The sequence below is a fragment of the Actinomadura sp. 21ATH genome, from assembly GCF_041951345.1.
Lineage (GTDB): Bacteria > Actinomycetota > Actinomycetes > Streptosporangiales > Streptosporangiaceae > Spirillospora.
The window spans coordinates 369,877-393,531 of the sequence record NZ_JBGNUR010000001.1; the positions used below are offsets into that span (position 1 = coordinate 369,877).

24 protein-coding genes are annotated in these 23,655 nt (G+C 71.1%); 5 read left to right on the top strand and 19 right to left on the bottom strand.

Annotated elements, in window-relative coordinates; genetic code table 11:
• Positions 1-92: 92 nt before the first annotated feature.
• The 4 genes from ACA361_RS01800 to ACA361_RS01815 all read right to left on the bottom strand — a co-directional run bounded on the left by ACA361_RS01800 (position 93) and on the right by ACA361_RS01815 (position 4,519).
• Complete coding sequence (locus tag ACA361_RS01800; RefSeq protein WP_366613586.1) at positions 93-863, bottom strand: succinate dehydrogenase/fumarate reductase iron-sulfur subunit; 771 nt, start codon at positions 861-863, stop codon at positions 93-95.
• Positions 863-2,854: a fumarate reductase/succinate dehydrogenase flavoprotein subunit gene (locus tag ACA361_RS01805; RefSeq protein ID WP_375009975.1), complete on the bottom strand. Its 1,992-nt coding sequence runs from the start codon at positions 2,852-2,854 to the stop codon at positions 863-865. The genes ACA361_RS01800 and ACA361_RS01805 overlap by 1 nt, the downstream gene beginning before the upstream one ends.
• Before the next feature lie 14 nt (positions 2,855-2,868).
• Positions 2,869-3,699 (bottom strand): hypothetical protein, encoded by an 831-nt coding sequence (locus ACA361_RS01810; RefSeq protein ID WP_375009976.1) that lies wholly within the window; start codon positions 3,697-3,699, stop codon positions 2,869-2,871.
• Between the two features lie 292 nt (positions 3,700-3,991).
• Positions 3,992-4,519 (bottom strand): helix-turn-helix domain-containing protein, encoded by a 528-nt coding sequence (locus ACA361_RS01815; RefSeq protein WP_375009977.1) that lies wholly within the window; start codon positions 4,517-4,519, stop codon positions 3,992-3,994.
• A gap of 119 nt (positions 4,520-4,638) precedes the next feature.
• Between ACA361_RS01815 and ACA361_RS01820 the strand changes: the two genes are divergently transcribed.
• Together ACA361_RS01820 and ACA361_RS01825 are read left to right on the top strand one after the other, a co-directional pair.
• Positions 4,639-5,226: a hypothetical protein gene (locus ACA361_RS01820; protein WP_375009978.1), complete on the top strand. Its 588-nt coding sequence runs from the start codon at positions 4,639-4,641 to the stop codon at positions 5,224-5,226.
• Positions 5,223-5,798: an OmpA family protein gene (locus ACA361_RS01825; RefSeq protein WP_375009979.1), complete on the top strand. Its 576-nt coding sequence runs from the start codon at positions 5,223-5,225 to the stop codon at positions 5,796-5,798. Before ACA361_RS01820 ends, ACA361_RS01825 begins: the two co-directional genes overlap by 4 nt.
• On the opposite strand, the gene ACA361_RS01830 is transcribed toward ACA361_RS01825, so the two are convergent.
• On the bottom strand, positions 5,779-6,693 hold the full coding sequence (locus tag ACA361_RS01830; protein ID WP_375009980.1) for a serine/threonine-protein kinase: 915 nt from the start codon (positions 6,691-6,693) through the stop codon (positions 5,779-5,781). The genes ACA361_RS01825 and ACA361_RS01830 overlap by 20 nt on opposite strands.
• A gap of 197 nt (positions 6,694-6,890) precedes the next feature.
• Here ACA361_RS01830 and ACA361_RS01835 point away from each other — a divergent pair, with 197 nt between their 5' ends.
• Positions 6,891-8,438, top strand: a complete 1,548-nt coding sequence (locus ACA361_RS01835) for an LCP family protein (RefSeq protein ID WP_375009981.1) — start codon at positions 6,891-6,893, stop codon at positions 8,436-8,438.
• On the opposite strand, the gene ACA361_RS01840 is transcribed toward ACA361_RS01835, so the two are convergent.
• Positions 8,439-9,041 carry a prepilin peptidase gene (locus tag ACA361_RS01840; protein ID WP_375009982.1) on the bottom strand — a complete coding sequence of 201 codons (603 nt, stop codon included), beginning with the start codon at positions 9,039-9,041 and terminating at the stop codon, positions 8,439-8,441. It lies immediately after the preceding gene.
• A gap of 79 nt (positions 9,042-9,120) precedes the next feature.
• Positions 9,121-9,408 carry a hypothetical protein gene (locus ACA361_RS01845; protein WP_375009983.1) on the bottom strand — a complete coding sequence of 96 codons (288 nt, stop codon included), beginning with the start codon at positions 9,406-9,408 and terminating at the stop codon, positions 9,121-9,123.
• 134 nt (positions 9,409-9,542) lie between these two features.
• On the opposite strand from ACA361_RS01845, the gene ACA361_RS01850 reads away from it, so the two are divergent.
• On the top strand, positions 9,543-11,069 hold the full coding sequence (locus ACA361_RS01850; protein WP_375009984.1) for a DUF2079 domain-containing protein: 1,527 nt from the start codon (positions 9,543-9,545) through the stop codon (positions 11,067-11,069).
• Here the strand turns inward: ACA361_RS01850 and ACA361_RS01855 are convergent.
• From ACA361_RS01855 to ACA361_RS01900, 10 genes are all read right to left on the bottom strand, one after another.
• Positions 11,011-12,165 (bottom strand): glycosyltransferase 87 family protein, encoded by a 1,155-nt coding sequence (locus ACA361_RS01855; protein ID WP_375009985.1) that lies wholly within the window; start codon positions 12,163-12,165, stop codon positions 11,011-11,013. The two genes, ACA361_RS01850 and ACA361_RS01855, sit on opposite strands and share 59 nt — an antisense overlap.
• Before the next feature lie 333 nt (positions 12,166-12,498).
• On the bottom strand, positions 12,499-13,968 hold the full coding sequence (locus ACA361_RS01860) for a hypothetical protein (RefSeq protein WP_375009986.1): 1,470 nt from the start codon (positions 13,966-13,968) through the stop codon (positions 12,499-12,501).
• A 131-nt stretch (positions 13,969-14,099) separates the two neighbouring features.
• Positions 14,100-14,495 carry a hypothetical protein gene (locus ACA361_RS01865; RefSeq protein ID WP_375009987.1) on the bottom strand — a complete coding sequence of 132 codons (396 nt, stop codon included), beginning with the start codon at positions 14,493-14,495 and terminating at the stop codon, positions 14,100-14,102.
• 26 nt (positions 14,496-14,521) lie between these two features.
• On the bottom strand, positions 14,522-15,118 hold the full coding sequence (locus tag ACA361_RS01870; RefSeq protein ID WP_375009988.1) for a hypothetical protein: 597 nt from the start codon (positions 15,116-15,118) through the stop codon (positions 14,522-14,524).
• The gene (locus tag ACA361_RS01875; RefSeq protein WP_375009989.1) at positions 15,118-15,516 is read right to left on the bottom strand and encodes a DUF3592 domain-containing protein; all 399 of its coding nucleotides are present in this window, start codon (positions 15,514-15,516) and stop codon (positions 15,118-15,120) included. Before ACA361_RS01875 ends, ACA361_RS01870 begins: the two co-directional genes overlap by 1 nt.
• Positions 15,517-15,544: 28 nt before the next feature.
• Positions 15,545-16,939: a hypothetical protein gene (locus ACA361_RS01880; protein ID WP_375009990.1), complete on the bottom strand. Its 1,395-nt coding sequence runs from the start codon at positions 16,937-16,939 to the stop codon at positions 15,545-15,547.
• Positions 16,940-17,086: 147 nt separating this feature from the next.
• The gene (locus ACA361_RS01885; protein ID WP_375009991.1) at positions 17,087-17,611 is read right to left on the bottom strand and encodes a DUF3592 domain-containing protein; all 525 of its coding nucleotides are present in this window, start codon (positions 17,609-17,611) and stop codon (positions 17,087-17,089) included.
• A gap of 13 nt (positions 17,612-17,624) precedes the next feature.
• Positions 17,625-18,026 carry a hypothetical protein gene (locus ACA361_RS01890; protein WP_375009992.1) on the bottom strand — a complete coding sequence of 134 codons (402 nt, stop codon included), beginning with the start codon at positions 18,024-18,026 and terminating at the stop codon, positions 17,625-17,627.
• 24 nt (positions 18,027-18,050) lie between these two features.
• A complete protein-coding gene (locus ACA361_RS01895; protein ID WP_375009993.1) occupies positions 18,051-18,626 on the bottom strand; it encodes a hypothetical protein in 576 nt (191 codons plus the stop codon).
• Entirely contained in the window at positions 18,599-20,209 is a 1,611-nt protein-coding gene (locus tag ACA361_RS01900) for a hypothetical protein (protein WP_375009994.1), read from the bottom strand. The genes ACA361_RS01895 and ACA361_RS01900 overlap by 28 nt, the downstream gene beginning before the upstream one ends.
• Before the next feature lie 304 nt (positions 20,210-20,513).
• Here ACA361_RS01900 and ACA361_RS01905 point away from each other — a divergent pair, with 304 nt between their 5' ends.
• Positions 20,514-21,731, top strand: coding sequence for a C40 family peptidase (locus ACA361_RS01905; protein ID WP_375009995.1), 1,218 nt, complete (start codon positions 20,514-20,516; stop codon positions 21,729-21,731).
• 74 nt (positions 21,732-21,805) lie between these two features.
• Here ACA361_RS01905 and ACA361_RS01910 read toward each other — a convergent pair whose 3' ends face one another.
• Both ACA361_RS01910 and ACA361_RS01915 read right to left on the bottom strand, forming a co-directional pair.
• Entirely contained in the window at positions 21,806-22,390 is a 585-nt protein-coding gene (locus ACA361_RS01910) for a hypothetical protein (RefSeq protein ID WP_375009996.1), read from the bottom strand.
• A 32-nt stretch (positions 22,391-22,422) separates the two neighbouring features.
• On the bottom strand, positions 22,423-23,640 hold the full coding sequence (locus ACA361_RS01915; RefSeq protein ID WP_375009997.1) for a glycosyltransferase 87 family protein: 1,218 nt from the start codon (positions 23,638-23,640) through the stop codon (positions 22,423-22,425).
• Positions 23,641-23,655: the final 15 nt, after the last annotated feature.

The window sequence follows — 23,655 nt, forward strand, 5'->3', positions numbered from 1 at the left end:
GCCCCCTGGGGCTGCGGCGTTCATGGGGAACGGCGGGTACGGCGGGCGGCGGCGACGGGGGCACGCCGCCCGCCGTCGCCCCGCCCGCTCCGTTACGCGGAGGGAGTGTCCTGTCCCTTCTTGACGATGCCGAGCTTGCTCCCGAGCCAGACCACCGGGTCGTACTTGCGGCCGACGACCCGTTCCTTCATCGGGATCAGCGCGTTGTCGGTGATCTTGATGTGCTCGGGGCACACCTCGGTGCAGCACTTGGTGATGTTGCAGAAGCCCAGCCCGTGGTCCTCCTGCGCGATGTTGCGCCGGTCGGCCGCGTCCGCCGGGTGCATCTCCAGCTCACCGATCCGCATGAGGAAGCGCGGCCCGGCGAAGTCGGGCTTGTTCTCCTCGTGGTCGCGGATGACGTGGCAGACGTTGTTGCACAGGAAGCACTCGATGCACTTGCGGAACTCCTGCGAGCGCTCGACGTCCACCTGCTGCATCCGGAACTCGCCCGGCTTCGTGTCCCCCGGGTCGAACGACGGGATCTCCCGCGCCTTCTCGTAGTTGAACGACACGTCGGTGACCAGGTCGCGGATCACCGGGAACGTGCGGATCGGGGTGACGGTGATGGTCTCGTCCGGCTCGAACGTCGACATCCGGGTCATGCACATCAGCCGCGGCATGCCGTTCACCTCGGCCGAGCACGACCCGCACTTGCCGGCCTTGCAGTTCCACCGGACGGCCAGGTCGGGGGCCTGCGTCGCCTGCAGCCGGTGGATGATGTCGAGGACGACCTCGCCCTCGTTCACCTCCACGCTGTAGTCGACCAGCTCGCCCTCGCCCTCGTCGCCGCGCCAGACCCGGAACTTGGCGTCGTAGCTCATCAGTCGGTCTCCTCGGTCTCGTCGGCGCCGGCGGCGGTCGCGCCTGCGGGCGCGGCGTCGCCGGCCGGCCCGGCGGCACCGGCCGCGCCCGGCAGCTCCGCGGCGGTGAGGTACTTCTTCAGCTCGTCGGTCTCGAACAGCTCCAGCAGGTCGGCGCGCATCGGCTCCATCGGCTGGCGCTTCAGCTCCACGTGCGGGGCGTCGGGGTCGCCCGCCAGCCGGCAGACGAGGTTGACCTTCCGCCACTCCGCCGACATCCCCGGATAGTCCTCGCGGGTGTGGCCGCCGCGGCTCTCCTGCCGCTCCAGCGCGGCCCGCGCGATCGCCTCCGAGACCAGCAGCATGTTGCGCAGGTCCAGCGCCAGGTGCCAGCCCGGGTGGTAGCCGCGGCCGTCGTTCACCGCGACCGGCTCGACGCTGACGTTCGCGACCCGCTCGCGCAGCTTCTCCAGCGCCGCGAGGGCCTGCTGGATCTCGCCCTCCTTGCGGATGATGCCGACCAGGTCGTTCATCGTCTGCTGGAGCTCGGCGTGCACGGCGTACGGGTTCTCGCCGCCCTCGCGCTCGAACGGCGCCAGCGCCTCGGCCGCCGCCGACTCGATCTCGGCCTCCGGCAGCGCCGGCCGCGCCGCCAGCGCGTCCACGTACTCGGCCGCGCCCAGCCCGGCCCGGCGGCCGAACACCAGCAGGTCGGTCAGCGAGTTGCCGCCCAGCCGGTTGGAGCCGTGCATGCCGCCCGAGCACTCCCCGGCCGCGAACAGGCCGGGCACCAGCGCCGCGCCCGTGTCGGGGTCGACCTCCACGCCGCCCATCACGTAGTGGCAGGTCGGGCCGACCTCCATCGCCTCCTTGGTGATGTCGACGTCCGCCAGCTCCTTGAACTGGTGGTGCATCGCCGGCAGCCGCCGCTTGATCTCCTCGGCGCCGCCCGGCATCCGGCCCACGACCGTGAGGTAGACGCCGCCGGCCGGTGAGCCGCGGCCCGCCTTCACCTCACTGTTGATCGCCCGCGCCACCTCGTCGCGCGGCAGCAGCTCGGGCGGGCGCCGGTTGTTGTCGGGGTCGTCGTACCAGCGGTCGCCCTCCTCCTCGGTGGTGGCGTACTGCGCCTTGAACACCTCGGGGATGTAGTCGAACATGAACCGCTTGCCCTCGGAGTTCTTCAGCACCCCGCGGTCACCGCGCACCGACTCGGTGACCAGGATCCCCTTCACCGACGGCGGCCAGACCATCCCGGTCGGGTGGAACTGCACGAACTCCATGTTCAGCAGCGTCCCGCCGGCCAGCAGCGCCAGCGCGTGCCCGTCCCCGGTGTACTCCCACGAGTTGGACGTGACCTTGAACGCCTTGCCGATGCCGCCGGTCGCCAGCACCACCGCCGGCGCCTCGAACACCACGAACCTGCCGGTCTCGCGGACGTACGCGAACGCGCCCGCGATCGCGCCCGACTCGTCCAGCAGCAGCCGGGTCACCGTGGTCTCGGCCCACACCTTGATCCGCGCGTCGTAGTCGCCGTGCTCGCGGTGGTCCTCCTGCTGGAGCGCGACGATCTTCTGCTGCGCGGTGCGGATCAGCTCCAGGCCGGTGCGGTCGCCGACGTGCGCCAGCCGCGGGTACTCGTGCCCGCCGAAGTTGCGCTGGCTGATCTTGCCGTCCTTGGTGCGGTCGAACAGCGCGCCCCAGTGCTCCAGCTCCCAGACGCGGTCCGGGGCCTCCTTGGCGTGCAGCTCCGCCATCCGCCAGTTGTTGAGGAACTTGCCGCCGCGCATGGTGTCGCGGAAGTGCACCTGCCAGTTGTCGTTGGGGTTGACGTTCCCCATCGCCGCGGCGGCGCCGCCCTCGGCCATCACCGTGTGCGCCTTGCCGAACAGCGACTTGGAGATGATCGCGGTCTTCTTGCCCTGGAGCCGCGCCTCGATCGCGGCCCGCAGCCCGGCGCCGCCCGCGCCGATCACCACGACGTCGTACGAGTGCCTCTCGATCTCGGTCATGATCTCAGGCCCCCTCAGTTGAAGATTCGCAGGTCGGAAATGGTCTCGCTGGCCACGAGCATCACGTAGAGGTCGGCCACCACCAGCGAGCCCAGGGTGATCAGCGCGTACTGGCCGTGCCGCTCGTTCATCTTGGAGACCTGGCCCCACATCCAGTACCTGACCGGGTGCTTGGAGAAGTTCTTGAGCCGCCCGCCCACGATGTGCCGGCAGGAGTGGCAGGACAGCGTGTACAGCCACAGCAGGATCACGTTCGCGGTCAGGATCAGGCTGCCCAGGCCGATGCCGAAGCCGCCGTCCTTGCCGTGGTACGCCAGGATCGCGTCGTAGGTGTTGACGAGGGAGATGAGCACCGCCGCCAGCCAGAAGTAGCGGTGCAGGTTCTGCCCGATCAGGGGGAAGCGCCGCTCGCCGGTGTACTTCTTGTGCGGCTCGCGCACGGCGCAGGCGCTCGGGGACGCCCAGAACGACCGGTAGTACGCCTTGCGGTAGTAGTAGCAGGTCAGCCGGAACAGCAGCAGGAACGGCAGCGAGATCGCCGCGAACGGGATCCAGCCCCGCGTCCCCTCCGGCAGGAACGTCCCGAACTCCGCGGCGCTGCCCGTGTGGCCGTTCACCGTCACGTCGTTGCAGATGTCGTTCAGGCAGGGCGAGTAGAACGGCGTGAGGTAGTGGAACTCCGGCACGTAGAACGCGGAGCCCCAGAAGGCCCGGACGGTCGCGTACACCACCCACGCCGTGAAGATCACGAAGGTGGTGATCGGATAGATCCGCCAGTTGTCCTTGCGGAGCGTACGTTCCTTGATCTGGGCGCGCGCCTTGCCCGGCGCCTCCACAGTGCTCATCGATCGCTCTCCTGAGCTCGGGTCATCGGTTCCCCGTACCACGGTCGAACGCACATATGCCGCCGTCGCGCCCCGGCCGCACGCGGGCGGTAACGCCGCGTGTGCGTCTCCAGCGAGGCGACCATACGCCCTTTGAACTGGCCTGTGACATACATAACAGCCAGGGCCCCGTGTGAGCCTGACCACAGGCTATGGCATTCGCGAGCCCCGGACGGCGGGCCCCCGCCCCATAACCAGTCGTTATGGCCGCCGGGAATCGACACCAGTGCCGGAAAGCATGATCAACGAGATGCTAGGCGCCGAGCGTGCGGGCCAGGTGCTCCTCGGCCTCGCCGGTGCGGCCGTTGCCGTACACCCGGAGGACGCGGGCGAGCTCCGGATGGGAGGCGTCGATGAGCGCCGCCGCGTCCTCGATCTCCTGCGCGGACGCGACCGAGCGCAGCAGCGCCTGCAACGCGCGGGCGGGCGACCGCTCCGGCACCCGTTCCGGCGTCACCCGCAGGCCGGCCGTCGTGGCCGCCGTCTCGGCCCGGATGCGGTCGAGGCGCGCGGCGACCTCGCCCGCCGGCAGGTCGCCGAAGCCCGGCTCGGCGGCCAGCTCCTCGGCCGCGGCGAGGCGGTGCAGCACCGCCGGGTTGCTGATCTTCGCGCGCTGCCCGGACATGAGCTGGGACAGCATCGGCGGCGACAGCCCGAGCACCCCGGCCAGCCCCGACTGCGAGAGCCCCAGCCGGTCGAGCAGCCTGCGGAAACGGTCACCGAGCGGCTCGCCGTACCACTCGGCCTGGAGCGCCCGGTTACGGGCGACGACGTCGCTCAAGCCTCGACCCCCTTGACGATTCGCATCTGCAAACATTATCTTCGCCGAGCGCACGGGCGTCCTGCCATGGTGGCACCGCCCCAGCACATTTGCATATGCGACCGATGGAACGGAACGAGATGACGATCAGACGGCGTACGGCCGGTCACGTGGCGGCACTGGCGGCGCTCACGGCACTGCTGGCCGGATGCTCCGGCGACTCCGGCGGCGACTCGGGGGACGGCTCCTCGAACGGCTCCTCGAAGGAGTCGGGCGACTCCGGGGTCGCCTCCGGCGGCGGCAGGCCCAGCGTCGACGCCACCGGCGAGCCCGTGATCGGCGGCACCTTCGACTCGCCGCTCGCCGAGGGCGCCAAGGTCGAGATCGCCGTGATGGGCCTGCGGGTCAAGGGCAACCTCGCCACCCTCACGGTACGGCTCACCCCGCGGCTGCCGGCCACCGCCGACCAGGAGCCCAGCCCGTACGAGCTCAACGGCAGGGACGGCCTCGACACCGCGCTGATCGACCCGGTCAACCTCAAGCGCTACGTCGTCGTCAAGGACTCGCGCGGGAGCGAGCTTCAGACCAACTACATCACCACCAACACGCGCAACAACCAGCCGAGCCTGCACACCTACACGTTCGCCGCGCCGCCGGAGAAGGTGAAGTCGGTCGACGTGCAGTACGGCTCATGGCCCACGTTCCGCGACATCCCGGTCCAGCGATGACCGCGCGCCGTTCCGCCGTCGCCGCGGCCGCGGCCTCGGCCGCCCTGCTCGTGGCCGTCGGGACGCCCGGCGCCGCGGTCGCCGACCCGGGCGTCCCGGACGTCAACGTCGGGCAGTCCGTGCGCGACGTCAACACCGGCGACCACGTCCGGGACATCGACCTCTCCAGGTACGTGCTCCCGCTGGAGTCCGAGGAGGTCAGCGGCGACCGGGTCACCGTGCGCATCTCCGCCGACGTGCTGTTCGACTTCAACAAGGCCACCCTGACCGACGCGGCGCGCCGCCGCATCGCCCGGCTCGCCGCCCGGCTCCGGCAGGCCACCGGAACGATCGAGGTCTCCGGCCACTCCGACAGCGTCGGCGACGCCGCGTACAACCAGGCCCTCTCGACCCGGCGCGCCGAGGCGGTCAAGACCGAGCTGGAACGCCTCATGACCGGCTCGGGCGCCCGCGTCGAGGCCAAGGGGTTCGGCGAGACCAAGCCCGTCGCGCCCAACACCAGCGGCGGCAAGGACGACCCCGAGGGCCGCGCCAAGAACCGCCGCGTCGACATCACCTTCCAGAAGAGCTGACACCGTGCGGCCCCTGCCGGCCGCCACTTCCCGGAGGGTCCAGGGGCGGCAGGTGGTCGAAGATCTGCAGCGGCTCGCCGTCCCTCGTGCGGGCGGGCAGGTCCAGGCGCGGGGCGCAGGCGGCCAGCTCCGCGCGGGCGGCCTCGGCGGAGGCGGGACGGTCCTGCGGCGCGGGCGCGCACAGGCGGCGGACGGCGCTCCACAGCGCCGCCGGGACACCGGGCGGCGGCGGGCCGACCCGCTGCCGGGGCTCCGGGTCGCCCGCGCCGGTCAGCATCCGCCAGCAGACCATCCCGGCGGCGTACAGGTCCTGGGCCGGCCCGGGACGGTTCCAGTCGAGCACCTCCGGCGCCAGGTAGCCCGGCGTCCCGACGGTGAAGCCCGTCGTCGTGAACCGCATGCCGTCGCCGCCGAGCGCGATGCCGAAATCGGCCACGCGGAGGTGCGGCGCCCCGACCGGGCTCGGCTCCAGGAGCAGGTTGGCCGGCTTCACGTCCCGGTGCACGATGCCGGCGGCGTGGACGTGGCCGAGCGCGGCGAGCAGCTGGTCCAGCAGCTCGGCGGCGAACGCGGGCGGCAGGCCGCCGTAGTCGCCGAGCAGCGTCTCCAGCGAGCCGCCCCGCACGAGGTTCATCGCCAGGAGCACGTCCTCGTCCGCCGGATACCAGGCGTACGGCGTCACCACGTGCGGATGGGCCAGCCTGAGCGCGCGCTCGCGCACCACGCGCAGCCGTACGGAGGTGCCGGTCTGGCGGACCAGCTTGGCGGCGCAGTAGTCACCCCGCTGCCGGTCGTAGGCGCGCCACACGCGGCCCGTGCCGCCCGCGCCGATCCGGTCGAGCATGGCGAACCGCCCGCCGATCACCCACTCCGCGTCCGGCCACCCCGCATCCACGGGACAGATCGTACGGAAGCGGCCGGATGCGGCATCGCCCGAATCGGACGTTCGGTGCCGACGATGACAACGCGGAGGGCCCGCCGTGCATCCAACATGTGGATGGTCATGAACGGACATCGCCTCCACCTCAGCTCTAAACTGACGAAACACCCAAAGCATCCGCCCTGGACAGGGCCTGCCCGAGACGGGACCCGATGAGCGAGAACGAGCCCCGCCGCGACGAGGACACCGGCACCCCCGGCGACGACGACCGGACGGCCCGCGAGACGGCGGACGAGGCGGCGAACGACACGGCGGACACGCTGGGTGACGGGCCGGCCGGCAGGCCGGGCGACGAGACTGACGGCGAGCCGGGCGGCGAGGCGCCGGCCAAGAGCGGGCGGAAGGCGCGCACGCGGAAGCGGAAGATCCTGCGCCGCACGGCGCTCGGCGCCGCGGCGCTCCTGCTCGTCACCGGGGCCGGGGCGGCGGGGCTCTACCACGACATCATGGGCGGGATCGACCAGCGGGACGCCGACCGGCAGCTGGGCGACGACCGTCCGAAGAAGCTCAACAAGTCGCTCAACATCCTGCTCCTCGGCTCCGACAGCCGCGAGGGCGACAACGCCCGCTACGGCGCCGCCGCCGGGATGACCGGGGCGCGCTCGGACACCGCGATCCTGCTGCACCTGTCCCCCAACCGCGACCAGGCCGTCGGCGTCAGCTTCCCCCGCGACTCCATGGTGAGGATCCCGTCCTGCCGGAAGGACAAGGGCGGAACGGTCCCGGGCCGGTTCGGGATGCTGAACACCGCGTTCGCGTTCGCGGGCCCCACCTGCACGTGGAAGACGCTGGAGTCGCTCACCGGCATCCACATCGACCACTTCGTCCAGATCGACTTCGCCGGCTTCAAGCGGGTGGTCGACGCCCTCGACGGCGTCGAGATCTGCGTCGAGCGGCCGGTGCACGACCCCCGCGCCGAACTCCACCTCAAGGCCGGGAAGCAGACCGTCAAGGGCGAGGACGCCCTCGGCTACGTCCGCGCCCGCTACTCCCTCGGCAACGGCTCCGACCTGGAACGCATCGAGCGCCAGCAGAAGTTCATGGCCTCGGTGGTCGACAAGGCCACCAGCAGCGAGATCCTCACCGACCCCGCCAAGACGTACAAGTTCCTCAAGGCCGCCACGAAGTCGATGACCACCGACGACGACCTCGACCTCGCCGCCATGCGGAAGCTGGCCGAGGGCCTGCGCGGCATGAGCGCCGGCCAGGTCCGGTTCGTGACCGTCCCGGTGGAGCGGTACGCGCCCGACGCCAACCGCGTCCAGTGGGACCAGGACGCCGCCGGCCCGCTCTTCGAGGCCATCAAGCACGACAACGACCTGCCCGCGGCCGCCCCCGCCAAGCCGCGGCCGGCCCTCCCCGCCCCGTCCAAGGTGAAGGTCACCGTGGTCGACGCCGGTGCCGACGACAAGCTCGTCAAGCGCATCACCGACCAGCTAAAACGGCGCGGCTTCAAGGTCGGGAAGAAGACCGAGAAGGCCGCCGGCGCCGCCGAGAGCCGCATCGTCCACTCCGCCGCCGCCGAGGCGCAGGCGTCCGCGCTGGCCAAGGTCGTGCCGAACGCCCTGCTCACCGCCGACACCGGCGCCCCGCAGGACGGCGTACGCCTCGTCATCGGCAAGCCCGGCGTCCGGCTCACCCCCGCCGCCATCAACAACATCAACGGCGGCGTCAAGCCCGGCCAGAACCTCTGCAAATGATCACGCGTACGCCACGATGCCCACGAACGCCCCGAGCAGCATGAACGGCCCGAACGGAATCGACTCCTTCCGCCCGGCCCGCCGCAGCACGAGCAGCCCGATCGAGTACAGCCCGCCGGTGACGAACATCGCGAAGACCCCCAGCACCCAGGCCCCGGACCCCAGCCACCCGAGATAGAGCCCGAGAACGCCGGACAGCTTCACGTCCCCGAGCCCGAGGGCGTTCGGCAGCATGAACCACTGGACCGCGAAGAACACCCACAGAACGGCCATCCCAACCAGCGCCCCCACGTAGCGCTGCCCTCCGGCCTCCGTGAACGGCACCGCGGCCCCCAGCAGCACGAGCCCGACCGGATAGGAGGTCAGCGTCAGCGGATCCGGCAACCTCCGCAGGGCCGCGTCGACGAACCCGAGCGCCGTACCGACGAGCCCGAGATAGAGGAACGCCGCCAGCTCGGCCCGCACCCCGACCCGCCATCCGAGCACCCCGCAGACCAGCACGGCCACGACGGCGACCGGCACCGGCCGCGCCCGGACCGGCTCCATCCAGTCCGCCCGCCACGACCACACCACCGGCTTCTCAGCGGCCGCCTCCGCACTCACCCGCCCGCTCCCCTCCTCGCGCCGCGGATCTCAAGGTAACGGCGCCCTGTACCGTTCGCCACCGGGCGCGGATCGACGCTCATCCCGCCGGGCAGCGGCGCGGGTCGTCGCAGATCTTCAGCGCCGCCGACCGCCGGAACAGCTCGCGGATCTGCCGCGGATCCCGGATCAGATACGCGGCGCCCCCGGTCGCCGTGGCGATGCGCCGCAGCGCGGGCAGGTCGACGTCCGGCCCGAACGCCGGCCCGATCACCTGGACGGGCCGCGCCGGGTCGTTCTCCTCCTTCAGCTCCGCCATCAGCTTCTGCTCGGAGACGCCGTCCGCGGACGTCAGCCGCTCGTCATCATCTTCATCAGGGAGATGCATGATGGGCCCAATTGAAGCGCCCCGAACCCATGCCATGCATGGGTCCGGGGGCCCAATGCCTGCCGCGTCGTCCGGTCCAGGGCGGGCCCGGCTCCTCCTTGTCCCTCACTCCGCCCACTCGATAAAGTCGTCGAGTGCAGACGAAGAATGTGGACGAAAATTCCGGCAACGATCAGGATGACGCCACTGCCAAGCCTTCTGGCGGCACATCGGCAGACACCGGCCCGGTGACCGGGAAGCGCTCGAACCTCCTGCAGGGACGCCTGCATTTCGTGCTTGCGGCGGCGTTCTTCGTCCTCTACTCCATACACGCACTGAAGCGGCATCAGCGACTGGGGACCAGCGCGTACGATCTCGGTATTTTCGAGCAGGCGGTCGGAGCGTACTCCCGTCTCGAGACGCCGCTCGTTCCGATCAAAGGTCCTGAAAGCAATATTCTGGGCGACCACTTCCATCCAATTCTGATCACGCTGGCGCCCCTCTACCGGATATGGCCGACGGCGCACACCCTCCTCATCGCGCAGGCGGCGCTCATCGCTGTTTCGATCGTTCCCGTCGCCAGGCTGGCGATCACCCGGCTCGGACCGGTCACGGGCACGTGGCTGTCGGTGGCCTACGCGCTCTCCTGGGGACTCCAAGGAGCGCTGTCGTTCGACTTCCACGAGATCGCGTTCGCCGTACCGCTGCTCGCCTTCGCCTTGGCCGCACTGGTCGAGGAACGCTGGCGGGCGGCCGTGGCGTGGACGCTGCCCATGCTGCTGGTCAAGGAGGACATGGGCCTGTTCGTGGCGGCGATCGGCGCGTACATGGCATGGCGCGGGCGACGCCGGCCCGGGATCGCCCTGATCGTCACCGGACTCGCCGCCGTCGTACTGACGATCAAAGTCGTCCTCCCGTTCTTCAACTCCGGGCAGTTCAACTACAGCGCCTATCTCGGCGGCGAAGGCGGCCTTCTCTCACAGGCACTGTCGATGCCGGTCGGGCTCGTCGAGGAACCTCGAAAACTCGTGCTCATCTCGTTCCTCGTACTGCTCACGGGCGGGGTCGCGCTGCGCAGCCCCATTATCCTCATCGCCGTTCCGTCGCTGCTCTCCCGGCTGGCCTCCACCAATCCGCTGCATTGGGAGATAGGGCGGGTGCACTACAACGCGGCGCTGATGCCGGTCATCTTCATCGCGCTGCTCCAGGTCCTTCCCCTGCTCGCACGTCCCTCCCGGGCCAACGCGGTCTGGCGGAAGTGCGCCATCATTATTCCGATGCTCTTCGTCCTCCTTCTGCATCCGGTCCTGTGGGCGGTAACGAATCCCGCGGGCTATCGGGAAAGGCCCCATGCCGTGGCCGCCCACCGCGTGCTCGCCCTCATCCCCGATGACGCGCTCGTCGCGGCTGGCAACAACCTCGCGCCGCAGCTCACCGGGCGGTGCCGGGTGGTGATCTTTCCCCAGTCCCATGGGGAACGGGTCGACTGGGTCGTGGTGGACACGACGCTGAGCACCAAGTCGTTCAAGGTGCCCGACCGTCAGGGGGCCGTCCGGTCGGGTCTGTGGCCACCGACCGTCGAGCAGCAGCGGGCGGCCCTGCGAACGCTGCCGGACCAGGGGTTCACGAAGGTCGCCGAGCGAGACGGAGTCGTCCTCTACCGGCGCCTCGCCTCTCCGTGACCCGGTCCGTGCCGTGCACGGCGTCCTCCCCTCCAGGTCGCGCCTGCCGCGTCTCCGCCTTCCACACGGTCACGACGGCGAGGACCGCGGCGACCACGAGCAGGACGTTGCGCAGGGCCAGCACCCCGACGGCGAGCGCTTGTCCTTCGAGAACGTCCTTCCAGAGCAACGGGAACTCGGCGTGGGTCAGCGCCGTCGCCACCAGGACCGCCGTCACGGCCGGCCGTTGCCGGGTACGCGCCGACGCCAGGCAGACCACGGCGATCCCCAGCGCCCAGAGCAGGTACTGCGGCGACAGCACGCGGCCGCACACGATCAGCACGAGCACCGCCGCCAGAGCCGCGTCCGCACCCGCCGCCGGCGTCCACTCCCGGGGGTCCCGGCGCGCCACCGCCCACGTCACCATGGTCAGGCCGAGGACCGTGGCGAGGACGCTGACCGTACCCGCGGCGGCGACGCCCGGGCCGACCAGCTCCCAGGACCCGTAGCGGTATTGCACGTCTCCCGGCCAGCCGAACCACCGTGCCACCTGGATCGGTGTGGCGACCAGCGCCTCCACCTCCACCCCCCGGTCGCGCTGGGCTCGCAGGAAGCCCCAGGCCCCGTCCCCCGCCACCGACATGGAGACGAGAACGGCGAGGGACGTCACGGCGGACGCGGCGGCCGCCCGGACCGCCGCGCGCCCCCGGCCGAGCGCCAGCAGCAGCAGTCCCGGCCATACCTTCATCAGCACGCCCACCGCGACGAGCGCGCCGAAGGTCCGGTCGCGCCCGAGCCACAGGAGCGCCGCGACGACGGGAGCCGCGACGAATAGGTCGTAACGGAAGAAGCAGACGGGGCCGAGCAGGAGGACGCCGCCGATCCAGCACCAGGCGCCCGCCTTCGACTCGCCCTTCTTCAGCAGAAGGCACAGAACGAGAAGGTCGGCGGCGATCGCGCAGAGCATGAAGGCGATCCCGTACATGCCGCCCAGCAGACGCGGCAGCAGCATGGGGAACGCGGCCAGCGGCGGGTACTGCCAGCGAACGTCGTCGCCGGGGAACGCGCCGTCTGCGAGGACCCTGCTCCACCCTTCGTAGATGATGGTCTCGCCCACGACGGGGTTACGCGGATACCCGGGGGCGAAGCAGATGACCAACATCAGGATGCGCGACGCCGTCCACGGCCACAGGAGCGACCACCGGCTTCTCGCCCGCCTTCCCGTGTCCGCTGTTACCGGCGCCCTCGCCTCCGTGGAGTCCTCGGACCGCAGTGCCGCCGCTGTGGAAGGCGGGCCGTCCGGTACGACCGGGGCGTCCCGGTCTCCGGGATCGGCGTCCGGCCCGAGCACTGTCCCCATACCGTGCAACGGTAGCGATGGCGGACGGCGGAACGGAGGGCCCTGGAGCCCGCAAACCCGGTGGGCCGGTGGGCCTGTGGGCCCATCGTCTCAGCGTCTGGCCAGGACGGTCGCCATGGCGTCCCGGTGCACGACCCGCCAGCCGGGTTCGCGCGAGACGATCTCGGTGAGGGCGGCGCCGGTCCTCCAGACGACGACGTCGACCCCGTAGCGTTCGAACGTCGGCCGCCAGCGCGCGTCACCGTCCCGGACCTTCATGTAGTTCTCGGTGAACGCGACCGGATACATGTCGAAGCGGTCGTCCATGAAGACGCGCTGGCGCGGCCAGTAGGCGTGGATGACGTACGCGCTCCACGCGTGCTGCGTGAACAGGCGGCGCCCCAGCAGGCCCTGCTGCTCGACGGCCCGCATCGCGGCCACCGGATAGTGGCGGAGGTCGAACGGCGGATCGGAGAGGCCCGCCCTGGTCAACAGGGCCATGAAGACCAGAACCACCACGACGATCACCATGTCGGCGCGGGGGCGCGGCACCGCGGGCCGCGCGCCGGGCAGCAGCCGCGCCAGGACCGGCAGGGCCACCAAGGGGGCGATCGCCGCGTTGCGCATGGCCCAGAGCCCCAGCAGCAGGAACGGGACGGAGACCAGAACGTCACGCCTGGACGGCCTCGTCCGCGCGAGCGCGATCACGACCACGAACACCGCGATCCACACCGCGAAGGCGATGCCGGTCATGGTGTGGAAGTTCGGCGACTTCCATTCGCTCACATGGCGGAGGGCGTCGCCGCGCGCCAGCAGGTCGAGCGGGAAGAGCACGAGCCTCGCCCCGTACGGGTTGATCAGGCACGCCAGCAGGGCCAGGCCGGACGCCTGCAGCAGCCGCAGCTCCCGATCCCGCCACGGTACGGCTCCGTCCGCCCATCGACCGAGCAGATGCAGGGCGAGATATCCGAAGCCCAGCGCGAACGTGCCGTGGGAGTTGGCCCACAGAAACATCAGAGAGGGGATCGTCGCCAGCGGCCAACGCCCCGCCGCCGAGTCCGGTACCTCCACGATCCACAGCAGTGCCAGGAGCGCCAGGATCCCGACGAACAGCGGCCGCTCCACCCAGTACAGGGACGAGACGAACAGAGCGGGCAGCAGCAGCGCCACCGTGCGACCACCGCCGGCCCGGTCGGCCAGCCGGCAGGCGAGATACGCGCACGCCGCGCCGAAACATCCGCCCAGCACCCGGATCCCGGTCGGGCCGGCGAGCTCGGCGATGGCCGCGTAGACCACCTCGACCAGCCAGGACTGGGCGATCCAAGTCGTTCCCGGCACCGTGTAGGAGTAGATGTCGGCGTGCGGGACACCGTGCTCGAGGATCCAGCGCCCGGTCCGCAGATGGGTGAGGAACGAGTTGTCGTCGAGCCGCTCGATCCCGATGATCCAGCCGAGAGCGGCCCAGACGAGGGCTGTGCGAACGCGCGCGGAACGCGGGCGGCCCCCCGTCTCGGACCGCCCTGCGGGCGCGTCCTCCCGCCCGTCCGGCCGGCTCCGCTCGCGCGTGTAAGAGGTGCTCACCTGTCGCGTTCGCCTGTCGAGAAGATGTGAACTCTGCGGGCGGGCAAGGAGACATGGGAACATGGCCTCGTCCGTCCCGACCGGACCCTAGCGGCGCCGCCGCCTGCTCTTCCAGGGCCCGGGGGCCCAAGTCAGGTGGCGGGACGCAGCCGCCCCAGGGCGACGAGGACGCCCCAGCCCGCCGCGGTCCCCACCAGCGCGCCGGCCCCGCCGCTCCACGCCGACACCGCCGGCCCGGTGGCCAGGCCGAAGACCACGCCGAGGACTCCGAGGACCGCGGGCACCGCGAAGACCGCCAGAGCGTGCCGGGACGATGACGACCGCCGGGGGCCAGGATGTGCGAGTCCCGCCAGCACCGTCATGGCCGCGAAGGTGAGCGCCATGGGCACCGCGTTCCAGACGACGCGGTCCCCGGTGGCGGTGAGCCCGTCGGCGGCCGCGTCCGATCCGACGGCGGCGATCGTGGTGACCAGGCTGGCCACCAGATAGACGGCTACGGCCGTCCCCCAGGCACGAACGAGATCCACCGTCTCTCCTTCCTGTGGCGCCGCGCTCAGCCGGCCGGTCCGGGCACCACCGCGATGGTGGCGACGATCTGGTCGATGGTCCGCGGGGAGAGCCGGTCACGCCGGCCGTTGATCCGTACGACCACGGCCTTCCCCGTCCCGTAGACCAGGCTGACATCGGTGCCCAACGCCGGCTCCGCCGCCGCGGAGTCGTTCACGTAGGTGTAGTCGATCCGGACCGCCGCGCGTGCGCCCGGCACCTTGAGCGCCCGTTTCGGTCCGCGTTCGAACCGTACGGCCGTCAGCCGCAGCGCGGCGTCGGAACCGGCCGCGACGGCGTCCGCGTCGTGCACCTGGGGAACGTTGCCGACCACCCCGGCCCGCGCGTCGACCGAGGCGCCCTTCCGTGACTCGGCCGCGAAGACCCAGCCCTGGGGCGGCTTCACCTCGAGCCAGTCACTGGGGCGGGCGAACGTCACCTGCCCCCCGGACGCGGGGGTGTACCCCGCGGGCGTGCTCCTCGGGGCCGCCGCGGGCTCGCGGGCGTCCGAACCGCAGCCGGCCGCGAGCGCGCAGGCCACAAGGGCGGCGGCGGGCACCGGCGCGCCGCGCCGGCGGCCGCCTCCGGTCGTCCCCGGCCCCATCACAGGTCCAAGATGGACGCGACGGCGATGGCCGCGCCGACGGCGATCACCAGCGGGTACGCGAACAGCATGAGGATCAGATGGACCCCCGCGCGCTCGGCACCGTGGAAGGGCCGGTCCGGGTCGTAGAGCACCGTGATCCGCTTGCCCGGCTTGGGCCCGGGGAAGGAGTACACGGCGCTGGTCGCCTCGAACTCCCGCCCGTCCGGCGTCCGGAAGCGGAAGACCCCGGAGCGGTTCGCGATGCCGGGACCGCGCCCCATCACGTCAGCGCGGCCGACGATCGTGCCCGCGGCCCGCGCCCCGCGCAGGTGCATCCGCACGCGCTCGGCCAGCGTCCACAGGCCGGCCCCGCAGACGATGAGGCCGAACAGCGTTCCGATCAGTGCCTTGACCATAGAACCTCCCCGTCCGGCCGGCCCGCCGTCACCGGCACTCGTCCAATTCCTTGTAGATGCGCCTGCCGTCGGCGGTGGGCGCACCGAGGTACTCCGCACTTCTGACGTCGCGGCTGGAGTTGGAGATCCCGAAGTTGGCGCCGAGTTTGAGGCCCAGCTTCACACTGGCCCCGTAGTTCTCGTCATTCTGGTCGTAGTCGTAGTCGACGCGCGACGTGCGGCCGTTCTGGAAGATCTGCCGGAGGAACGGGTGCGCATCCGGCCCGGGGTCCTCGGTCGGCGCCATGTCGTCCCAGGTGAGAGCGAGCGTCTGGCCCTGCGGCCCACCGGACTCCAGCGGGTTGAGCAGGTACTCCGCCGCGTCCGCCCGCTGCTGATCCGTCGTGATGGGCACCTCGGTGGTGACGACGGTGGCCCGCCCGTCGACGATGTGCGTCTGAGCCAAAGTGATCTTGGTGAGTCTGCCGTTCCTGTCGGTGGTCATCGAGAGCGCCCCCATCGCTGTGCGCTGCCCCTGGTTCCCGTCCACCACGTGCTGCTCGCCGTAGTTGACCTCCCCCTTGAGCATCAGCGTCACCGTGGTGTCCCCGGACCGCTCGTTCTCCTCGATGACGACCTTCTCGTTGCCGTCGACGCCCACCCAGGCCGAGGCGTTGGGCGAGATGCTGTCGCTGCCGCGCGAGTCGGGCAGCCGGTCCTGGGTGGTGGGCCGGCGGTGCCGCCCCTCGTACTCGGTGTGCCGGTCGGGCGCGCGGTGCCGGCCGGTGGGATCGGGCGGGCCCACCCCGAGCCCCGCGGTGAGCGAGGCGGACAGGTCCAGCTCGGCCTCGTACCGGTTGATGTGCGGGTCGGGGATGTCGGGACCGGCCACCGCGTCGTACACGCTCCCGCCGAGCCAGCCGAGGACGCCGCCGTTCTCCTTGACCGCGTCGATGCCGTACTGCTCGCGGATGTCGGCCTCGAACGCGTCCGCCTCGGCATCGGCGTTCGGCCCGGTGAACTCCCAGGCGTCGCCGATCCCGAGCCGTACGCGGGCGTCGGCGCTGGCGTCGATGCCCGCGTTGAACAGGTTGCCAGCGTTGACACCGACGCCCAGTCCGGTCCCGACCCCGGCGGAGCCGCCCTTGATGGCGGTGATCCGGATCTTCCGTTCGCCCGTCTGCGGATCGATCGTGGTGGTGCGCATGAACGAGTAGTCGCGGCCGACATCGAAGATCAGCACCTCGACGGTGCCCGAGTAGCTGTCGTAGTTGAGGTTGGTGGTGCAGGCAGGGCGCATCGCCAGGTCTTCGGGCGATTCGCACTTGCTCTCGTCGCCGACGTTGGCGGTGACGCAGATCGCGTACTTGATGCGCTCCATGATCTGCCCGCCGACGCCGGTCAGGAGGACGGCGGCCGTGACGGAGGCGATCAGGAGGACCACGACGAAGTAGCTGACACTTCCTTCGCCGATTTCCCGAAGAGATCGTTTCGTGTTCACGATGCATTCACCCGATGAACAGGAAACGGCTCCCTTCGCGAAATTGCGTGAGCCTCCGGACCCAAGCTCGGGCCCAATCCGCCGAGTGCGTCAGCCGCCCCGGTAGTGAAGCCAGAGCAGGATGCAGCCCACCCCGCCGACCACCAGCGACAGCAGGGCGCCGGCGAGATCCGCCGCCGGGTGCGTATAGAGCCTCGCCTCCGCGGGGTCGCCCGGGTCGTACCGGATGCGGACCCGCCCGCCGACCTCCCGGCGGCGGCCGCTGTGCGCGGTGAACGAGCGTTCCCGGCCGTCCGGTGCGGTGAAGCGGACGGTCAGGTCGTATCCCGTGTCCCGCAGGTAGCCGTCCTCGCAGGCGACGACGACGCCCGTCCCGGTCACGGCCCGGCCGCGGAAGCGGTACGCGGCCGCGAGCATCAGCGGGGCCGAGAGGACCAGCCCCGGACCGGCGGCGATCAGCACCGCCGCCCTCGCCCACCCGTCCGGTACCGACGAGAGCGTTCCGGACAGGGCGTCGAGCCACAGGAACGCCAGGACGGCGCAGGCGACGACGATCAGGACCGGCCGCCGCCTTCCTCGCGGACCCGTGTTCTTCAGCGGCCCCGTGTTCTTCAAGGGAAGGAGCCCGTCACACGGCCCGGCGTGCCCGGCGGCCGCCCGTCCACGCCCCCAACGCCGCCCCCGCGCAGGCGACGCCGATCGCCGCCAGCGCGACCGCCGCCTCGCCCTCGGCGAGCACGCCCAGCTGGATCACGCAGGTCGTCACGACGGGGCCGGCGCAGGCCGCCGTCCGGAGGCGCCGTGGCGCCCCGTCCCGCAGCCGCCGGACGGCGACCCGGGCGCCCGACAGGCCGAGCGCTCCGTGCAGCACCACGGAGAACGCCGCCGACGTCCAGAAGAACCCGGCTCCGAGCACGGTGCCCGGTGCCGCGACGGTGACGACCGCGACGACGACGGCGGCGGCCGCCGATCCGGCCAGCGTCACCAGGGCGCCGGCCAGGAACGCGCCCGCGCCGCTTCGTGCGCCCAAGTAGCCGCTCCGTTCCGGTCCGGGTCAGTCGTTCAGATGGAACGAGTCGAATATCACCGGCAGTTGGGAATGCGCGGAACCGCGCCGGGGCGAACGCAGCATGAACTCAAGGAGAATTCCGTCATCCGTGAGCGCGTACAGGCCCAGCAAAGTGAACGGGATCCGCGCACCGTTCTTGTCCTGGACTTCATAGGCGGCCTCGAAACGGTGGGCCTCGGCGGCACCATCGATCCTCATCGGCCGGTCGGCGGTCAGCCGGTACCGGTGCATGACGGCGAGCCCCCGGAACTGGCCGAGCTGGACATCGAGGTCATGCCCGTAGCCGGCGATCCGGCCGACGTGCAGCTGCCCGTCGAGTTCCCCGGACGGCAGCCGCGGGCCCACGAACATCAGCGTGGGACGCCCGCGCTCGTCCTTACCCTCCCTGCGCTGCCAGCCGGAGGGATGGGCGAACGAGTACGTGCCGTCCCGGTACTCGGTGAAGCCCGCGGGCACCTCTGGGCGCCCCTCCCCTCCGCAGCCGGTGACGCCCGCCAGGCACGCGAGCAGGGCGGCGAGTACGGCGATCCCTCTCAACGGCAGCTGGGCCACGTCACCCATCCCTCTCCCTCGCGCCAGTACTGCGCGCTCTGCAGCGTGTGGCGCTCGTGCTCCCGGCCGATCTCGATGAACCCCAGCCGCCGCCTGGGCGTGTTCCCCTTGCCCTCCAGCTTGGTGGTGTCGCCGGTGTTGTCGTAGGTCATCCTGCTCATGGTCCCGGCCCCGTTCCGCCAGGCCTCCTCGACCGCGTCGGTGTCACCGTCCCGGAGGTAGCGGTCGATGACCGCGCGGTCCTCGGCCGAGCTGTAGTCCAGATGCTTCTCGGTCACGGTCCGCTGCGCGAACAGGATCCACTGGCCGCCCGCCGTGATCTGCCCCCGGTCCCGGTCGGTGTTCTCTCCGACGGCCCTGCCGTCGGCCCTGACGTACAGGATGTCCTGGCCGTTCTGGATCTGGCTGACGCCGACGACGTTGCCGTTCCGGTCGTACGTCACGCCCCACTGCGTGCCGCCGCGGTGCTTGTAGTTGAACCCGACACTGGGGTTGATCTTGATCTGCGCCTTCATCTGCTCGCGGTGCTGGGGCAGCAGGCTGAAGTCGCGGCCGTACTCGTTCCTGAGCTTGCCCTCGATGACGTCGAGGACGGCGTCAAGGCCGACCTCCAGGCCGTCCTGCACCTGGCGGCGCACGCCGGCGGGCAGGCGCCGGACGATGTCGCCCACGTCCAGCTGGACCGCCGCCTCCACCTCCCCGCGCTGCGTGTAGTACTCGGTCGTCTGGCCGTTGGTGTTGTTGCGGCGGGACCCGACGAGCAGCCAGCCGCGCCCCTTGAACGGGAGGCGGAGGTTCGCGGGCCCCAGGCTGAGGTCCACGTCCGCGCGGAACCCGCCGGTGAGCCCGCCGTCCATGTACTCCTCGGTCGGCGCGCGGTCCGGCTCGCTGCCGCCCATGTAGCGATCGATGTCGTCGCCCACCCACGGCAGCCTGCTGCCCAGCCAGACGAACCCCCCGGTGACGGGATTGGTCCGCAGGGTGAACCTGATGTCGCTGCCGATCCGGTGATCGCGCAGCTCGTCGAAGAAGCGGCGGGCCTCCGCCTCGCTGGTGAAGCCCCCGTACACCTTCCCGTTGGTGATCGTCAGCCCGCCCCAGACGCTGCCGGAGACCGGACCGGTGCGCAGGCCGTCGGGCGACCCGACGCCGCCCTCGCCCCAGGTGAAGTCCACGACCTCCCAGGTGCGCTTGCCGTCCGGCCCCACCCGCTCGACGAGCTGGAGCGTTCCGCGGCTGTTGGTCCGGACGTCGACATACCGGAGCGGGATCCCCACCGTCTCCTCGAGGTAGTGGCTCTCCATGAACGGCACGCAGCCGCGCGTCGGCTCGTCCGGGTCGCGCTGGGTCAGGTCGTCCCGGGGCGGCCGGGGCGGCTCGCATTCGGCGACCAGCCCCGCGGCCTTGCCCACCTGGCACACAGCGGCGGCGATGGTCTGGGCGGCCTGCCCGCCGATGCCCGAAAGCACGACCGCGACGACCAGCACCGCGCACAGCAGCACGATGAGCAGGTAGCTGACCGGCCCCTCGCCGGCATCGCGGGCCCGTGCCCGCCGGAGCACCGCCTTGTTCGACTCTCGCACGAGCGTCAACGGTGCCATTCGAAAGGCTTTTTACATTGAGCCTACGGACCCCATTGAGGACCCAACATAAAACGCGAAATCGGCAAGCCATCAACAATTCTTCTACCGTTGTCCGGGCATTCATTCGCGCTTCCTGAACGCGACCGGCGCGCCCTCCGTACACGGCCGCCAGTGCCCAGAACGCCGCACCGGCCCGGATCGGAACGTCACGCGAGCGCGGAAGATTGGGCCCACAGGCCCTGTCGATCATCACTGCAGATCTCTAGAGTCCTTTCCGGTCTCTTGTGATCTGGACTCCTCGGTGGGGGGCGCTGTGCGAGCTGGACGGTGGCGCGCGGTCGGCAGGGACGAGGGCTCGACGCAGATCGTTCTGCTGATGGCGATGATCTGCGCCTTCGCGCTCACGCTGCTGGCCGTACAGGTGGCGCGCGCCAATGACCTGCGCTCGCGCGGCCAGACGGCCGCGGACGCCACGGCCATCGCGGCCGTGACTCCGCTCCGCGACGCCGCGATGGAGGCGGCCCGCCAGGGCCAGCTCCCCGACGGCACCGGCCTGTGGTCGATCGCCGACGACATCACCGACGCGGACGCCGCCTTCTCCGTGTCCGCGCGCCGGTACGCCGACCGGAACGAAGCGGTCCTCCAGGGCAACGCGAAGCCGTCTGGGGCACTCGGGCACACGATGAAGGTCTCGGTGCACACCAAGGACTGCGTCATCAAGAAGCCGGAGGAGCTCACCGCCAAGGACCGCGAGGACCTGGCGGCCAGGCGCAACCTCTGCACCGACAACCGCGGCCGGACCGGCATCGTCAAGGGCCGGGGAACCGCCACGGCCATCGCCGAGCTCAGACTCCCCGAGTGCCGCTACATCACCACGGGGGGCGGCAGCGAGTCCGCCCCGTTCTTCGACACGCTCATCTGCGACCGCAAGGTGGTCTGGCAGGCGCGGGGCATGGGCGTCGCCCCGCGCGACGAGGTCATCCGGCTGTTCAAGATCCGGCTGGTCGCCGAGGAAGACCCGGTGAAGTACACCGGCATCCCCGAGAACGGCCTCTACGGCTCCGGCCCCGCTGTCGCCACCAAGTGCGCCAAGGAGCAGCGGCCCACACCCGACATGCCGTTCGGCCTCCGCGTCGTCGCCTGGGCCAGGTGCTGGTACGGGACCCCCTACTCCTGGGGCGGCGGGCGCCCGTCCGGGCCTAGCTACGGCATCTGCTGCTCCCCCGGCGGCCACAGCGGTGAGCGCACGTACGGCTTCGACTGCAGCGGCCTCACCCTCTACGCGGTCTACCAGGCCTCCGGCGGCAAGATCTCACTCCCGCACTACACGGTGTCGCAGCTAAACGACCCGCGCGGCGTGCGGGTCTCGCAGAACGATCTCCAGCCGGGCGACCTGGTGCTGCCGAACTCGGGCCACATCGGCATCTACTCCGGCGGCGGGAAGTTCATCGAGGCACCGCAGACGGGTGACGTCGTCAAGGAATCCGAGCTCGCCGGCCGCGGCTTCTACGGCGCGATCCGCTTCGGCTGACGCCTCCAGAGGGGCTCTCTGGGGGACCGCCTAGCGGAACGGCCCGCCGGGAACGCGCGGACCGTTCCAGGCGGTCAGCGGAGGAGGAACCAACCCTGCCGGTCGACGCGCAGGCTCTCCAGGACGCGCGGTAGCCAGTCCGGCTCCGTCCCCTCCAGGGGAGCCCGCGCGGTGATGTCGAGCAGCATCGCCTCATCGGAGAGGACGAACATCTCGGTCTCGTGCAGGCGGACCGAGACGCCCTTGGGGGTCGTCTCGCGCGTGACCATGTCGAACCGGTGCGCGGCCTGCGCACCCTGTACCGAGACGGGCTCGTCCCTGGTGACGTCACGGCCGGTCGCGGAGGCGGCGACGCGGAACTGCGCCAGCTTGTCCTGCAGCCGGTGGCCCCACGCGTCCTGGCGAACGACGCGGACCTGGCCCGAGTGGGCCCCGTCGCTGGTCGCGGGGCCGTTGAACTCGACGTAGCCGAGCCCGTCCTGATTCGTTCCGGAACGGACCTGCCAGCTTTCCGGGTAGGCGAGACGGTAGCCGTCGACCCGGTGCAGGCGGAGGTCGTCGGCCGTCATGAGAGCGTCGATCCGGTCGCGCCAAGGGGCCCACCAGAGCAGGCCGGCGACGACGGCGACGAGTACGGCGAAGCGGGGGAAGTATCGCACGCCTTCACGTATACAAGCGGTCACACCTCCTGTTATGAGCCCGCGGGCCCATTCCCGGCCCCAAGTTCCGCCCGGGTCCGGAACGTCCGGACGGCCACCGCGAGCAGCAGCACCAGCCCGATCCACACGTAGAGGTTCCCGATGGCGAACTGGACGCCGTTCCAGGCGTACTCCCGCCGATGGTCCAGCGGCACCCTCCAGATGAGGTCCAACCCGCCGCTGAACGGCAGGTAGAGCAACGGCAGCGCCAACAGCCGGGCCGCCCCGGCACCGGGCCGGAAGTGGAAGACCGCGATCACCAGGACGGGCACGATCCACACCCAGTGGTGCGACCAGGCGATGGGCGACACCAGCAGAGCGGTGAAGGCGCACGTCAGCATGCCCAGGATGTCGTCGCCGCGACGCCCGGCCACGACGGCGAGCGCGAACCCGGCCGCGCCGACCAGCACGACAGCCACCCACCAGTACGGCCGGGCGGCCGACGGGTCGCCCGCCAGCCGGATCAGCATGCCGCCCAGCGACTGGTTGGGCGCGAACTCCGGCTCCAGGCGCGCCGAGTTGCCGAACAGGTCGTGGAACCAGAACCGGGCGGTGTCGCCCGGCAGCACGACCGCCCCGGCCAGCACCGTCGCGGCGAACGAGCCCGCCGCCACCGCGGCCGCGCGGAACCTGCGGGTCAGCAGGAGGTAGGCGATGAACACCCCGGGCACGACCTTCACCCCGGCCGCCAGGCCGATCAGGACGCCCTTGCTCCTGCGGTCGTCCGGCCTGGCCATGTCCGCCATCACGAGGACGACGATGAGGAGGTTGACCTGGCCGTAGAACAGGTTGCGCAGCACCGGCTCCGTCCACAGCGCGGCACCCGCCACCATCAGCGTGGCCCCCAGCCGCTGCCGGTCGCGGCCGTACCCGAGCATGCCCCAGGTGATCCAGCAGATCGCCAGCAGCGCGGCCAGGCCGGCGAGCGCGCTGATCCAGCGCATCGCCTCGGCCGGGAGGAACGACGTCCAGACGAAGAACACGGCCGCCGCCGGCGGGTAGGTGAAGGGCAGCCCCTCGGGCGACACCCACCCGTACACGTCGCCCGACGACCGCACGAGACGGCCCGCCGCCAGGTAGACGTCGAGGTCCTGCATCGTCCACAGCCGCTCGCGGTACCCCAGGACGAACCTGATGAGGGCCGCCAGGGCGACCGTGAATACCACGGCGCCCAGCAGCACTCCGCTCCAGCCACCCGGCGCCGCGCCCATCCCCGGCTCCGGAGC

Coding starts and splice junctions, on each gene's coding strand:
- ACA361_RS01805 (WP_375009975.1), bottom strand. CDS start 2,854: ATGACCGAGATCGAGAGGCACTCGTACGACGTCGTGGTGATCGGCGCG.
- ACA361_RS01825 (WP_375009979.1), top strand. CDS start 5,223: ATGACCGCGCGCCGTTCCGCCGTCGCCGCGGCCGCGGCCTCGGCCGCC.
- ACA361_RS01875 (WP_375009989.1), bottom strand. CDS start 15,516: ATGGTCAAGGCACTGATCGGAACGCTGTTCGGCCTCATCGTCTGCGGG.
- ACA361_RS01870 (WP_375009988.1), bottom strand. CDS start 15,118: ATGGGGCCGGGGACGACCGGAGGCGGCCGCCGGCGCGGCGCGCCGGTG.
- ACA361_RS01820 (WP_375009978.1), top strand. CDS start 4,639: ATGACGATCAGACGGCGTACGGCCGGTCACGTGGCGGCACTGGCGGCG.
- ACA361_RS01845 (WP_375009983.1), bottom strand. CDS start 9,408: ATGCATCTCCCTGATGAAGATGATGACGAGCGGCTGACGTCCGCGGAC.
- ACA361_RS01810 (WP_375009976.1), bottom strand. CDS start 3,699: ATGAGCACTGTGGAGGCGCCGGGCAAGGCGCGCGCCCAGATCAAGGAA.
- ACA361_RS01835 (WP_375009981.1), top strand. CDS start 6,891: ATGAGCGAGAACGAGCCCCGCCGCGACGAGGACACCGGCACCCCCGGC.
- ACA361_RS01800 (WP_366613586.1), bottom strand. CDS start 863: ATGAGCTACGACGCCAAGTTCCGGGTCTGGCGCGGCGACGAGGGCGAG.
- ACA361_RS01915 (WP_375009997.1), bottom strand. CDS start 23,640: ATGGGCGCGGCGCCGGGTGGCTGGAGCGGAGTGCTGCTGGGCGCCGTG.
- ACA361_RS01895 (WP_375009993.1), bottom strand. CDS start 18,626: ATGGGTGACGTGGCCCAGCTGCCGTTGAGAGGGATCGCCGTACTCGCC.